Source organism: Kribbella pittospori (assembly GCF_004331465.1).
In the GTDB taxonomy this organism is placed as follows: domain Bacteria; phylum Actinomycetota; class Actinomycetes; order Propionibacteriales; family Kribbellaceae; genus Kribbella; species Kribbella pittospori.
Map to the genome: position 1 here is coordinate 200,370 of NZ_SJKB01000007.1, position 13,586 is coordinate 213,955.

The window sequence follows — 13,586 nt, forward strand, 5'->3', positions numbered from 1 at the left end:
TTTACACCTCCTTCGGTGTAGATCGTCGCGATGTTGACTCGGACCACTGGGGAGGTCCGAGGAACGGGAGGGACGCCGGCGCGTCGTGCAGCGCCGTTCCCAGGGCCAGCAGTACGCCGGCCGATCCGGTCGCCAGGTCCATCGACAGACGGAGCAACTGGTTGCCGGGGTACGCGAGACCGCCTTGGTACGGCATCGCGTGCCAGCCGAGCCCGTACACCAGGTCGTCGACCGTCGCCTGCTCCTCGCCGAGTGAGGCGGCTGTGAGGAGCAGACCGGCGCGACCCATGAACAGACCGGGCTGGACGTAGTAGGAGCAGTGGGTCACCCGCTGAAGCTCGGCGAGTGTCGCCGTGAGCTCGTCGGACGGACGGTGGCGCAGATACCGCTCGAGGACGAGCGCGACGCCGGCCGAACCCTCTTCGAGGTACGGCAGGGTCCGCCAGCCCTGGTCCACCTGCCGCATGCCGTCGGGCGTCAGGGTGGTACGTCGGAGGTCCTGCCTGATGGCGACCTCGGCGAGGTCGAGCAGTCCGGTGTCACCCAGTTGCTCGAACGCCTCCAGGAACAGGAGTGCCGGGCCGGACGATCCGTGCATCAACCCGGCCCGCGCTTGCTGACCGCCACTGACCTCAGGTACGTCGGTTACGTCGCCGAGCCGATCAGCAACGAGGTCGAGCACGCGGACTGCCTTCGCGCGAAGGGCCGGCTCGGTGTCGAAGTGCAGGAGGCTGAGCCCGATGCCGGCCAGACCGGAGTGCAGCCCGAACTCGCGGGAGCTCCAGTCGTCGGCGAGGGTGCGGTCGACCAGCTCCAGCGCGTCCTGGCGGTATCCGAGCTCGTCGAGGACGTGCGCGACACCGTGCAGACCGTCGTACAGGCCAGGACCGGTCTCCGTGTCCACGGCCCGCTTGCGCAACCATTCGTCGTACTCCGGGAAACGGCCGGCGCCGGTCTTCGCTAGTGCGTACAGGACGCCCGCGGCGCCGGTGGCGAGGTCGATGCCGCCGCCGTCGCGGAACTGCGCGATGTCGCCGGGGAACAGTCGGTCGGTGCGTTCGGGGGTCGCGCTGGCGACGATGGATCGGGTCAGCGCCTCGCGGATCTCGGGCCATTCGGCCTCGCCGGGGAGGGCCAGGTCGACCATCTCCGGGTCGTGTGTTGCCTTCGGTCCGACGATGGTCCGGACGGCTTCCTCGACGGTTGCCCTCGGCACCGGGAAGGTCTCGGTGATCATGTCGGCGAGCTGGAACGCCTTGCCAGGGTGGAGATTCAGCAGGATCGTTGCCTGTGGCGCGTAGACGCCGAGCGCGATGCATGCCAGCGCGTAGCGGTCGACATCGACGCCCTGGCGATCGCCGGGCGCCGCGTAGCCGGGATGCGCGAGCGTCGAGCGGGCCTTGTCCTCGGCGCGCGTCGCGACCTCGAAGTCGATCAGCGTGAGCCGGCCGTTGACGTCGAGCAGGACGTTGTCCGGATGCAGGTCGCAGAACACGACGCCGCGATCATGCAGCTGACCGACCGCTTCCGCGACCTTGCCGACCATCTGCGCGGCCCACTCGGCGTACTCGGCCTTGTCCGCCTCGGTCGCATCCGGGTGCGTCAGCGGATACCGCCGTACCAGCTCTCGTTGCAGCGACACCGAGTCGATGTGCTCCTGCACGAGGAAGTGATGCTCACCGAGCTGGAGGAAGTCGTGCAGCTTCGGTACGACGTCCAGGCCGTCGAGCTGCTCGAGGATGTCCTTTTCGTGGGCGATCCGGGCGACCGCGTCACGGCCGGCCATGTCCAGACCGGCGTACGGGCGGCCTTCCTTGAGGACGACGCGGTCACCGGTCTCGTTGTGGTGGCCGAGGTACACCCCGCCGCCGTTGGAGAACTGGATGACGCCGTCGATCGTGTACGCGAGGTCGTTGGTGGTGACGGCGTTGCGCGCGTCGAGGTGCGGCTGCAGGAAGTCCGGCAACGTCACCCACGGTGGCACCGCGAACGTCGGGCCCCGATGGTCCGGGACGAGCCGGCCCTGGTCGTCCTCGAGCGCCAGCACGCGCTCGCCGGTCGGTGACAGACAGAACCTGCTGACGAAGGCGCCGTACCGGACGAAGAGCGGACCCTCGCCGTAGCGTAGATCGCTCAGGATATAAGGGCCCTTGACGCCCTGGAGGATCCCGTCGAGCTCCTTGAGGACGAGCTCGAGCTGCGCTTCGTCGGCCGGGTAGATCGTCACGAGCTTGCCACTCGAGCCGCGCGGAGCGGCCTTCGAGTTGACCATCACGAGGACGGGCTCGTTGCGGAGGAACTTGAACGCGATGCCGCGTGGGACGCAGTACTCCCAGACGGCCTCGAGCGTCCGTTCGACATCCGCGAGGCGGGCCGACACGTGGATCTTCCAGCCTTGCGCGGGGAGCTTCAGGTCCTCGGGTGCGTAGTGCATCCAGGTTTCCCCGGGCACATGCCGCCACCCGTCCGGGACCGCCCTGCCGGCCAGGGCGAAGTCCGGGTGCTGGGCACCACGATTGGCCGGCGTCTCGTAGAACGTCCGGTCCGCAAGGCAGTAGAACTCGTAACTCTCGTGCATGACTGTCCGACCCCCTCTCGTGGTGCCCCGCACATCTTGGACACCCGGACAGGGGCTGGCGTAGTGCACGATGTCATCACTCTCGCGTGAAGAATCCACACACTACAAGTGAGTAACTAAACACTCTTCGTTACCGTATTGCGCGTTCTGAGCGTGAAATCTGCCGTTACACCATGTCAATTCATCCCGGTGACGTCACAGCTCGTAACTCAGGCGACCCTCACTCGTGCAGGATGTCCTGGACCAGATCGAGGATGTCGATGAGGTCCTGGCCCGCACCGGCTCGTGCGAGTCAAACACTTCCGGCCACCAGGACTCGCACACTGCCAGCATCGCGTCGCGCTCGTCATCGGCCCACGACGTCCAGCACCCGACATCAATGAGCCGCTGCGCGATCCGGCGAGCGCTACCGCGTCGGCTGCGTCACCGGAGTCTGGCTGACCACTGCTGAACTGGTCGGAGGCGGCACCTCGGGTGCTGAGTCCGTCGACGCCGAGCATCCAGCTGCGGCGATCACCAAGATGTCTGAGGCAACAACAGTCTTGATCATGTCTTCGGCCTCGCCGCGGGTCGAATTCTCACGATAGCCGGGGACCCCGCCGTTGCTCGGGGACCTTGCATCTTGTTGCAATGAGTCATGCCGGATTCCACAGCCGACGTCGAGGCCGGCCGCCAGGCCTGGTTCGCCGTACGCCGCCACCTCGTCGAGCACCGCCATCGCCTCGGCCTCGACGCAGCCGAGGCATTCCCCGCAGCCCGCCACGTCGCCGGCACTCCGCTGCTGGCTCCCGAAACGTGGTTGCCGACGACACCCATCCCGTTGACGTCCATCGCACTCGAGTTCGATCCCGACGCAACCTTCACCGGCGTCACCGGCCGCGAACCCGCAGCCCGGGGGGAGCTACCCCTCCGCTCCGATGGCACCCACTACGGCTCGTACGCCGAAACCATCGCCGACCTGGCCCCACCTGCCGTCTTCGAGGACCGCCCCACCTACCGCCTCATCGCCGCGGACCTGACCGGCCCAAACCCGTTCCTGCGCCTCGGCCGAGGCAGCTACTTCGGCAGCATCAACACCGGTGAAGCCTCCGCCCACGAGTTCACCGCCCAACGCCTCAACCCGAACGCACCCACCCCGGTGCGCACATCAATCGGCGCCCCCTGGAACCCGGCGAACCGCCCCACCAACATCGCGATCAGCACCCTCACCATCCGCCGCGACGTCGACTCCGGAGAATCCACCTTCTACCTGCACTGGCGAGACCCCGCCAAAGTCGGCCACGCCGGCGGCCTCTACCAAGTAGTCCCCTCCGGCATCTTCCAACCCAGCGCCGCCGCCGTCTGGAACGAGCACAACGACTTCTCCCTCTGGCACAACCTCACCAGAGAACTAGCCGAAGAACTGGCCGCCCACCCCGAGGACTACGGAAGCGCCACCGCCCCCATCCCCTACGCACACTGGCCTTTCGCCACCCAGCTGACCGACGCCCTCCAAGCCGGCACAGCCCGAGCCCACTGCGTAGGCCTAGGCGTGGACCCCCTGACCTTCGCCACCGACCTACTAACAGTCCTGTCCCTCGACTCCACCATCTTCGACACCCTCTTCCCGAACCTCCCCACCACCAACCCCGAAGGCCGCCTCCTGACCCCCCAACCCTTCACCGCCGAAACAATCAACACCTTCACCCAAACCCACCCCACCCAACCCGCAGGCGCAGCCCTCCTCCAACTGGCCCTCCACCACCAACTCCAGTAACTGCATTTACACCGGGTAGGTGTGGATTTCGGTGGCTTTCAGGGAGGCGTGGAGGGGTTGGCCGGGGGATAGGTGGAGGTCGGCTACTGCGGCGGGAGTGATGTCGGCCAGGAGGGTGGTTGGGCCGGCGGGGGTGGCGGTCAGGCGGACTCGGACTGTGTGGGCGTGTTGTTCTATGCCGGTGACTGTGGCGGGCCAGGTGTTGCGGGGGCTGCCGGACGGGGGCTCGGGGTAGAGGCTGACGGCGGTGGGCGGGAAGGCTACGTGGACCGGACCGCTCGTGGGCTCGGCGAGGGTGATGGTGCCGCCTTCGGACAGGGTGACGGTGGTGCAGGAGGCTGTGCCTCGGTAGAGGTTGAGGCCTACCAGTTGGGCTACGTAGTCGGTCCGCGGGCGGCGGGCTATCTCGGTGGGGCGGCCCTCCTGGACCACTCGGCCGTGTTCGACGATCACCAGGCGGTCTGCGAGGACCATGGCGTCGAGTGGGTCGTGGGTGACGAGCAGAGTGTGGCCGGGGAACCGGTCCAGGTGCTGACCTAGCTCAGCACGCACATGGAGCGTCGTACTGGCGTCCAAGGCAGCCAGCGGCTCGTCAAGCAGCAGCAGCGAAGGGCTGGTGGCCAATGCGCGGACCAGAGCGACCCGTTGCGCCTGCCCACCGGACAGCGAGCGTGGTCGGCTTCGGGCGTACGACGACAGGCCCACGGTGTCGAGCCATCGGGTGGCCTCGGCGCGGGCTGCGTGTTTGTCGACACCGCGGGCTCTGAGACCGAAGGCAACGTTCTCCATGCAACTGAGGTGGTCGAACAGCAAGTAGTCCTGGAAGACCACGCCGATCGGCCGACGATCCGGCGTACGGAAGGTGCGCGGAGGTTCGTCCCACACCTCCTCGTCCAGCGCGATCCGGCCGTCGTCCAGTGGCAGCAGTCCGGAGATCGCACGGAGCGCCGTGGTCTTGCCGGCGCCGTTGGGACCGAGGAGCGCAACAACCTCACCTGGTTCGACGGCCAGGTTGAGTGAGAGGTCGAACTCGCCGCGGGTCACGCGAATCTCTGCATGCAGTGTCATCGCAGCCCACTGATCCAGCGCTCGCGCAGAGACGCCAGTACGACGACAGAAACGATCAGCAGCACCAGACTCAGTACGACAGCCACGTCCGGATCGGTCTCCAAGGCGAGATAGACGGCCAGCGGCATCGTCGTCGTACGTCCGGGAAAGTTGCCGGCAAAGGTGATGGTGGCGCCGAACTCACCCAGCGCACGAGCCCAGCACAGTACGGCGCCCGCCACGACACCTGGTGCGATAGAAGGCAGCGTGACCCGGCGGAACGTCAGCCACCGACCCGCGCCGAGCGTCGCAGCGGCCTCCTCGTAGCGGGGGTCCGCAGCACGCAGTGCACCCTCTACGGAGATGACCAGGAACGGCATAGCCACAAAGGCTTCCGCCACGATCACTCCGGCCGTGGTGAACGGCAGACTGATGCCGAACCAGGCGTCCAGGTGCTGACCGACCAGTCCACGCCGTCCGAGCACCAGGAGCAGCGCAACACCTCCGACCACCGGCGGCAGGACCAGTGGAACAGTCACCAACGCTCTGATGACACCGCGACCGGGTATCGGTGCTCTGGCCAGCAACCACGCCAGTGGGATCCCCAGAACCATGCACACCGCAGTGGCCGCTGTTGCGCAGAGCAAAGACAACCTCAGTGCGTCCCAGACGTCCGTACTGAACAGGCGGCTCGGCAGCGTCGACCACGGCGCCTTGGCCACGAGACCGACCAGCGGGATGAGCAAGAACGCCAGGCCGAGTAACGCAGGCAGCAGAAGCACGAGGGGCAGCCGCCCGATCGTGCTTCTGCTACGACGACTCACGGTGTCGCGAAGCCCGCTGCGGTGAGGACGGCCTTGCCCTTGTCGGACAGGACGTAATCGACGAACGCCTTGGCGCCGTCAGCGTTCGGGGCCTTGGTCAGCGTGGCGATCGGGTACTTGTTGACCGCCTCGCTGGCTTCGGGGAACTCGATGCCCTCCACCTTGTCCTTTGCTGCCTGTACGTCGGTCCTGTAGACCAGCGAGGCGTCCACCTCGCCGAGGCTGACCTTGGTCAGCGCGGCCTTGACGTCCTGCTCCAGGCTGTCTGGCTGCGGGGTGATCCCGGCCGCCTTGAACACCGTTTCCGACGCTGCGCCGCACGGCACCTGCGGCGCGCACAGCGCGATCTTCTTGCTCTTGTCCCCGAAGTCCTTCAGACCGGTGATCTTCCCGGGGTTGCCCGGCGGTACGGCGATCTCCAGCGTGTTCGTCACGAACGTCGTCGGGCTGTTCTTGTCGGTCACCTGATCCATGTTCTTCGGCGCAGCCGAGGCGAAGACGTCAGCGGGCGCACCCTGGTTGATCTGCTGCGCCAGCGCTGAACTGCCGGCGAAGTTGAAGGTGACCTTCACACCCGAGTGAGCAGCCTCGAAGTCCTTGCCGATCTGGGTGAACGACTCGGTGAGCGACGCGGCCGCGAACACAGTGATGGTCCCGGACAGGGACGCCGCCGCACTGGGGCTGTCCGAGGACGACGACGCCGCAGGGGTGTCGTCGCCGCAGCCGGCCAGGGTGAGCGCGACGGTGGCGGCCAGCGCGGCGAGCACTGTGCGACGGAACATCAGGCCTCCGGGATTTCTACGACCACATGGGTCGACTTGATCGAGGCGACGGCGACCACTCCTGGCTCGAGTCCGAGCTCGTCGGCCGCCTCGCGACTCATCAGGGACACGACGCGGAACGGCCCGGCCTGCATCTCGACCTGAGCCATCACGCCGTCTTTGAGCACGCGGGTCACGATCCCCCGCATGCGGTTGCGTGCCGAGGCCGCGGCGGTGGCCCCCGGCTCGGGCGACTCCGCCAAGCTCTGGGCAAAGGCGGCGAGCGCGCCACCGTCGACGGCCATCCGGCCGCCTTCCTGGACTGACTGCAGCCTGCCCTGATCGATCCAGCGCCGTACCGTGTCGTCGCTGACTCCGAGGAGCGCGGCCGCCTCACTGATCCGCAAGTTCGGCACAGTCGACAGCATACTGCCGCAGATGCGCATTGTGACGAGAGTTGTCCACAGTCACACGATGGTGACGCAAAGTGCGCGCGAATCCGCATAGGTTAAGAGCATGAGGACAACGGGGTTGCGGGACTATCTGGACGGGCCGCACAAGGCGGCGCGGGACGTCGTGCGCGCCGGGCTGAGCGCGAACGCGGAGCTGCTCGACCTGTCGTTGCGCCTGCCGCGGGACGAGTACCGCGACAAGGTGCTCGACGTGATGCTGGATGTCACGGCCGAGGGCCATCCGGCCCGCGGCTTCCCGAAGGAGTTCGGCGGCGAGGGCGATCTCGGCGGGTTCATCGCCGGGTTCGAGACGCTCGCCTTCGGGGACCTCTCGCTGATGGTGAAGGCAGGGGTGCAGTTCGGCCTGTTCGCCGGGGCGATCCTGCACCTGGGCACCGAGCGCCACCACGACCGCTACCTCGCGGACGCGCTCAGCGGCCGGCTGCTCGGCTGCTTCGCGATGACCGAGACGGGTCACGGCTCGAACGTGCAGGCCCTTGGTACGACGGCGACGTACGACGCCTCGACCGGGGAGTTCGTCGTGCACACGCCGACCGCGGCCGCGCGGAAGGACTACATCGGGAACGCGGCCAGGCACGGGCGGATGGCCGCGGTGTTCGCGCAGCTCGTCGTCGGCGGTGAGAGCCAAGGAGTGCACTGCTTGCTCGTCCCGATCCGGGATGAGAGCGGTACGGCGATGCCCGGCGTGACGCTGTCCGACTGCGGCCCGAAGCTGGGGCTGAACGGGGTCGACAACGGCCGGATCGTGTTCGACCACGTCCGGGTGCCTCGGGAGGCGCTGCTGGACCGCTATGCCCAGGTCGATGCTGACGGCAACTACCAGAGCGAGATCGAGAACCCGGACCGCCGGTTCTTCACCATGCTCGGCACGCTGGTGCAGGGACGCGTCTCGGTCGGTGGCGCGGCGATCAACGCCAGCAAGGTCGCACTGACCATCGCGATCCGGTACGGCGCTCAGCGGCGGCAGTTCGGTGCTCCGGGGAGTGCTGAGGAGGCGTTGCTGCTGGACTACCGGATGCATCAGCGCCGACTGCTGCCGTTGCTCGCGCGGACCTATGCACTGCATTTCGCGCAGGCCGAGTTGGTCGACGAGTTCGTGCGGGTGTTCGGTGACGGGAGCAGCGAGCACGACCGGAGAGCTCTGGAGGCGCAGGCAGCTGGGACGAAGGCGCTCGGGACGTGGCACACGACCGAGACCATCCAGATGTGCCGCGAGGCGTGTGGCGGTGCTGGGTACCTGGCCGAGAACCGGCTGGCCACGTTGAAGGCGGACACTGATGTGTTCACCACCTTCGAGGGGGACAACACTGTCCTGCTCCAGCTGGTGGCGAAGGGTCTGCTGACGGACTACCGGGAGTCGTTCGGGAAGCTGGACCCGCTCGGGACGGCCCGGTTCATCGCGGCTCAGGCGGTGGAGATCGCGGTCGAGAAGGCGGCCCTGCGACCACTCATCGAGCGGCTGCGGGACGTCGTACCGAATCGGAGTGATGCGAACGATCCGGATGCGGGGTTGCGGGACGACGCGTACCACTCGGGGCTGTTGCGGTTCCGGGAGGAGCACATGCTGTCCGGGGTCGCGCGGCGGCTGAAGGCGGGGATCGATGCCGGGGACGAGCCGTTCGAGGTGTTCAACCGGTGCCAGGACCACGTCATCGCGGCTGGGCGGGCGCACGTGGACCGCGTCGTGCTGGAGGCGTTCCATGCGGCGGTCGAGGATGCGCCGGACGAACTCCGCGACGTGCTGAAGGACGTCTACGACCTGCATGCGCTCGCGACGATCGAGTCGGAGCGTGCCTGGTACCTCGAGCACGGACGGTTGTCGCCGGGCCGGTCGAAGGCGATCACGGCGCTGGTGAACGAGCTCTGCGCCGCGGTTCGGCCGGTCGCGGTCGAGCTCGTCGACGCGTTCGGCGTACCGGGCTCGGCGGTGGAGGTGCCGATGGTTGTACCGTCGCAGCATGAGTGAGCCGATCGAACCCGCGTCGGCCGCCGAGGCCGCCCGCGAACTCGCCCGGGTGCTGCTGGAGCAGGCCGACGCTCTGGATCTCCACGACCTGCGGGCCACCGGCGCGATCGAGAACGTCCGGGTCCAGGCCCGGGCGCTCGCGGACGCCGTGCACGAGCGGGGCTGGGGCGACATCTTCCTCGGGATCGACTCCTACGACCCCGACGAGCTGGACGACCTGCCGCTCGGGCCGGACGACTTCGACGACCCGGCGGACTACCGGGAGATGGTCGAGGGCGCGGGCCTGGACGACCTCGAGGGACTCGAGGAGCCGTTGCTGCCGGCGGACGGGGTGCGGCTCAGCTACCAGGCGCGGTACGACTACGTGGTGACGGATCCGGACGCCTTCGTGGAGTACGTCCGGAGCCGCGCGGACGAGGCGCAGAACGACGAGGTCATCGACGACATCGAGGACGCGCAGTCGGCCTTCGAGCTGCTGTGCTACCTCGACGGGATGGGGTCGAAGGACTACGACTCCTTCGGCCTGATGCCGGCCGGCGGCGAGGAGTCCCACAAGATCGTCGACTTCTCCCTCTGGGACCTAGACCCAACCCGCCGCGACGACACCTACCCGTACTGACCCCTCCGGACGCCTCTCCGGCTGACCAGCTGACTTCGATGCACGGGGTCGGCCGGACAGTCACGTCTGGTCCAGTGCGGCCGCCGCCCCGGCCTCTCGCGCTAGGTGGGTGGTGGGTTGTGTGCCGGCTGGCGGGTTGTTGCGCGTCATCGGTGAAACAACCCGCCAGTGGCCGGCTCGCGTCGGATCAGTGGTGCGTCCCTGGGCCGCAGTTTCGGGGTGTGCGAATGGCCAGCGGTGCAGTCCGGGCGGTGCGGCGGGGTGTTGCGGGTGGCCGTGCGATGCAGGGTGGTCGGCTGTGGGTTTGCCTGGTCCAGTCCGGTGTGAGGGTTTGGCGGGGCGTGGGAAAGGTCACATCACTCGGGTGATCCGGTCTGGACGTCTGACGTCCGGGGTCTTCGGAGGCGTGCGATTCCGGGGGATCGGGCGAGGTCCGGGTGGACCGGTTGTTGTTGCGGAAGGCAACAGAGCACGGAAAGTGAGGGTTTGTTTACTCACGGTTGCCTTGTTCAAAGGCAATGCAAATGTTTGAACCCGGGGATGGTCTGCGGTTGTGGTGACGTGACAACGTTCAGTTGTCGGCGACGGACGGGTCGCTGACAAACAGGCTCCAGGTGGTACCGACGTACTCCCGTCCGCGACCGGACTGTACCTCCCCTGCCGGTCACGGAATGAGACGCCGGCCCGCCCTCCTTCGGGCCGACTGCCCTCTCGGGGCAACAGCAGGACGCCGGCCGTGCCGCAGGCGGTGCCGGTCGCCAGTGAGGTGGCGACCGACACCGGGCATGGCCGGCGTTTCCGTTCCCTGGTTGGTGTCTGGTGCTGCTGGGGACCAGACACCAACCAGGGAACGCCACTGCAACTCAGGCCCGCCGAGCCCGAGAACGCCTAAGGCCCGGGGCTGACCGGCGTGGCGCTCGTACTACGACGTCAGGTGGGTGATGACGGCGAGCACCCGGCGGTGTGTGGTCGGTGTGTCCGCGATCTGCAGTTTCTGGAAGATGCTGCGCATGTGCGTCTCGACTGTCCGTTCGGCGACGACCAGTTGGCTGGCGATCGCGCTGTTGGACCGACCCTCAGCAACCAGCGCAAGCACCTCGCGCTCCCGCGTGGACAGTGCGGCGAGCGGATCGCTCGGACGCGTCGGCGTGATGAGAGCAGCGACGATCGCCGGGTCGAGGGCCGAACCGCCACCGGCGACGCGCTGCATTGCATCGAGGAAGTCCCCAACGCGCAAGACGCGGTCCTTCAGCAGATAGCCGAAGGCGCCCGTGCCGACCAACGGCACAACGTGCCGAGTCTCAATGTGCTGCGACAGCATCAGAATCGGCCGATCGGGGACCTCGGAACGCAGTACCGCAGCCGCCCGCGCCCCGTCGTCAGTCATGGTCGGCGGCATCCGTACGTCGATGATCGTCAGTTCCGGATCGACCGCGCGCACCACCGAGATCAGTTCGTCCGCGTCCTCCGCCGTACCCACGATCTCGTGGCCGTTCTCGGTCAGCAACCGGCTCAAACCCTCACGAAACAAGGCGGAATCCTCGCCGATCACGATGCGCACGGGATCTCCACCCTGATCGCGGTCCCGGCGCCGGGCGGGCTGTCGACCGTGATCTCCCCGCCGACCGACGCCACCCGATCCCGCAACGACGTCAACCCGAACCCCTCGACCGCCCCGCCGACCCCGTCGTCTCGTACGACGGCCCGCAGTACCTGCCCGACGACCCCGACCTCGATCGAGATCCGGGTGGCACGGGCGTGCTTGAGGGCGTTCGCGATCGCCTCGCCGACGGTGAAGTAGACCGCGGTCGCGACGCCTTCGCCGACCTCCAACTCGGGTACGACGAGATCCACCGGCAAGGTACTGCCCGCGACGAGCCGGCGGAGCGCAACCGCGAGTCCGTCGTCGAGACGGCTCGGGCGGACGCCGTGCGCGATCCGCCGCAACTCCGCGACGGTGTCCTCCACGGTGACCACCAGTTCGTCGATCTCCTCGTACGCCGAGACGCCCGGCGCAAGCTGATACTGCAGGGATCGCAGCCGCATCCCGATCGCGATCAGCTGCTGCTGGGCTCCGTCGTGCAGGTCGCGTTCGAGCCGTCGGCGTTCGGCGTTGATCTCCTCCATCAGCCGGAACCGGCTGGCGCGGACCTCGGCCAGCGCGTCCTGGAGTTCGAGGCGTAGCCGGCTGACCTCGATCGGCAGCCGGGCCTCGACCACGGCTTCGCGTGCCCGCCGGATCCGGCGGGCGGACGTCGTGCCGAGAACGAGGGCGCCGACCACGGAATCGCCTGTCTGCAAAGGGATCGCGCCGTCGGGGATGGATACGCCGGCGCCCGGCCGGTGGAGGAGAACGCGCAGCCCGGGATCGTCGAGGACCTCACGCAGGACGGATTCGACCTGCTCGGGTTCGGCCGAGCCGTCGCGGACCTGGCGGACGAAGTCGCGGATCCGGGTCAGGGCCACCGTGCCGTCGGGGTCGACCAGACGCCCGACGGTGCGGTGGATCCATTGGTGCAACGGGAGCAGGGCGAGGGCGGTCACGAAGGCGGCGGTGGTAACACCGACTCGATCGGGGAAGAAGTTGCCTGCAGCAAGGACGATCGCGGCGAAGACCGCCGCGGAGATGATCGCGGTGACGAGCCAACTGAGGGTGGTGCCGAGCAAACGGTCGATGTCGAACAGGTCGTGGCGCAGGATCGCGACGGTGATCGCGGCCGGCACCAGGACCAGCATCGCGATCAGGAAGAACATGTAGGCGATCGAGCCTGGCGCGCCCAGGGCGATCGCCAGCCAACTGGCGGCGAGGAGGACGGGAACGCTCACCGCGGCTGTCATCAGCCAGCGCAGGCGGAGGCGAGTGAGGTTGTCGCCGCGCAGGTAGCGGACGACGAGGCTGGAGGCGGCGGCCAGGAGTACGCCGACGAAGCCGGCGAAGACGACGATCACCCAGACGGCCTCGGCCGGCCGCGGGATGTCGAGGCGGGATCTGCCGGTGGTGTCGTCGAAGGCCGAGACGGTGAGGTTGACGAGGGCGCAGGAGATCGGGATCGCGATCCAGATCAGGCGCCACCGGCGGCCGCGCAGGAGGCCGTCCGGGAAGAGCAGGACAAGCGTGGCGAACCCGAGAAACAACCACGGCCACGCCCCAGCCGCCACAACCTCCACACCCTGAGCACCCGGCCAGGCGCTCGCAGTGTCCGCGGTCGCGCCCCAATCCTCGAGGAGAAAGACGATGGCCGGGAGGGTCGCAGTGAGGCAGAGAGTCGGGCCGATCGGGGTTTGTGGCGCTCGTGTGGCGACCAGCCAGCCCAAGACGAGGCAAGGTACCAGCAGGGCCGTGGTGGTGGGGGCGTCCAACGGACCGCCGACGGACCAGGCGCCGTACGCGAGGACGAAGCGCAGCACGGTGGCCGCGACGAAGACGATCGTCGCGGTGGCGACCAGGGCGATCGGCCGGGACACATCCTCATGATGACCGCGACGCGAAGCGAAAGCACCAGTGCCAGCACGTAGTGGCCAGCGGCGACCGACGTCCGGCGACAGCACGGATGCCCGCCCA

General features: G+C 67.9%; 10 protein-coding genes. 3 read left to right on the forward strand and 7 right to left on the reverse strand.

Features of this window, described 5'->3' with window-relative positions:
* Nucleotide 1: 1 nt before the first annotated feature.
* Nucleotides 2–2,578 (reverse strand): class III lanthionine synthetase LanKC, encoded by a 2,577-nt coding sequence (gene lanKC / locus E0H73_RS23050; protein ID WP_131359906.1) that lies wholly within the window; start codon nucleotides 2,576–2,578, stop codon nucleotides 2–4.
* Between the two features lie 637 nt (nucleotides 2,579–3,215).
* On the opposite strand from lanKC, the gene E0H73_RS23055 reads away from it, so the two are divergent.
* Entirely contained in the window at nucleotides 3,216–4,334 is a 1,119-nt protein-coding gene (locus tag E0H73_RS23055) for a transcriptional regulator (RefSeq protein WP_131359909.1), read from the forward strand.
* 6 nt (nucleotides 4,335–4,340) lie between these two features.
* Here the strand turns inward: E0H73_RS23055 and E0H73_RS23060 are convergent, their stop codons facing one another.
* From E0H73_RS23060 to E0H73_RS23075, 4 genes are read right to left on the reverse strand one after another with little or no spacing between them, the layout of a single operon-like run.
* Nucleotides 4,341–5,402, reverse strand: coding sequence for an ABC transporter ATP-binding protein (locus E0H73_RS23060; RefSeq protein ID WP_131359911.1), 1,062 nt, complete (start codon nucleotides 5,400–5,402; stop codon nucleotides 4,341–4,343).
* Nucleotides 5,399–6,163, reverse strand: a complete 765-nt coding sequence (gene modB / locus E0H73_RS23065; RefSeq protein ID WP_238164181.1) for a molybdate ABC transporter permease subunit — start codon at nucleotides 6,161–6,163, stop codon at nucleotides 5,399–5,401. Before modB ends, E0H73_RS23060 begins: the two co-directional genes overlap by 4 nt.
* Before the next feature lie 38 nt (nucleotides 6,164–6,201).
* Nucleotides 6,202–6,987, reverse strand: a complete 786-nt coding sequence (modA, locus tag E0H73_RS23070; protein ID WP_131359915.1) for a molybdate ABC transporter substrate-binding protein — start codon at nucleotides 6,985–6,987, stop codon at nucleotides 6,202–6,204.
* A complete protein-coding gene (locus E0H73_RS23075; RefSeq protein WP_131359917.1) occupies nucleotides 6,987–7,382 on the reverse strand; it encodes a TOBE domain-containing protein in 396 nt (131 codons plus the stop codon). Before E0H73_RS23075 ends, modA begins: the two co-directional genes overlap by 1 nt.
* 100 nt (nucleotides 7,383–7,482) lie before the next feature.
* On the opposite strand from E0H73_RS23075, the gene E0H73_RS23080 reads away from it, so the two are divergent.
* Together E0H73_RS23080 and E0H73_RS23085 are read left to right on the forward strand one after the other, a co-directional pair.
* Nucleotides 7,483–9,405 (forward strand): acyl-CoA dehydrogenase family protein, encoded by a 1,923-nt coding sequence (locus E0H73_RS23080; protein ID WP_131359919.1) that lies wholly within the window; start codon nucleotides 7,483–7,485, stop codon nucleotides 9,403–9,405.
* Nucleotides 9,398–10,024: a hypothetical protein gene (locus E0H73_RS23085; RefSeq protein ID WP_131359921.1), complete on the forward strand. Its 627-nt coding sequence runs from the start codon at nucleotides 9,398–9,400 to the stop codon at nucleotides 10,022–10,024. The genes E0H73_RS23080 and E0H73_RS23085 overlap by 8 nt, the downstream gene beginning before the upstream one ends.
* A 922-nt stretch (nucleotides 10,025–10,946) precedes the next feature.
* Here E0H73_RS23085 and E0H73_RS23090 read toward each other — a convergent pair.
* Nucleotides 10,947–11,585 (reverse strand): LuxR C-terminal-related transcriptional regulator, encoded by a 639-nt coding sequence (locus E0H73_RS23090; RefSeq protein WP_131359923.1) that lies wholly within the window; start codon nucleotides 11,583–11,585, stop codon nucleotides 10,947–10,949.
* Nucleotides 11,573–13,489 carry a sensor histidine kinase gene (locus E0H73_RS23095; RefSeq protein WP_131359925.1) on the reverse strand — a complete coding sequence of 639 codons (1,917 nt, stop codon included), beginning with the start codon at nucleotides 13,487–13,489 and terminating at the stop codon, nucleotides 11,573–11,575. The genes E0H73_RS23090 and E0H73_RS23095 overlap by 13 nt, the downstream gene beginning before the upstream one ends.
* Between the last annotated feature and the right edge of the window lie 97 nt (nucleotides 13,490–13,586).

Bases quoted from the DNA above. Each gene is read 5' to 3' on its own strand.
- modA (WP_131359915.1), bottom strand. From the start codon at position 6,987: ATGTTCCGTCGCACAGTGCTCGCCGCGCTGGCCGCCACCGTCGCGCTC.
- E0H73_RS23085 (WP_131359921.1), top strand. From the start codon at position 9,398: ATGAGTGAGCCGATCGAACCCGCGTCGGCCGCCGAGGCCGCCCGCGAA.
- lanKC (WP_131359906.1), bottom strand. From the start codon at position 2,578: ATGCACGAGAGTTACGAGTTCTACTGCCTTGCGGACCGGACGTTCTAC.
- E0H73_RS23060 (WP_131359911.1), bottom strand. From the start codon at position 5,402: ATGACACTGCATGCAGAGATTCGCGTGACCCGCGGCGAGTTCGACCTC.
- E0H73_RS23080 (WP_131359919.1), top strand. From the start codon at position 7,483: ATGAGGACAACGGGGTTGCGGGACTATCTGGACGGGCCGCACAAGGCG.
- E0H73_RS23055 (WP_131359909.1), top strand. From the start codon at position 3,216: ATGCCGGATTCCACAGCCGACGTCGAGGCCGGCCGCCAGGCCTGGTTC.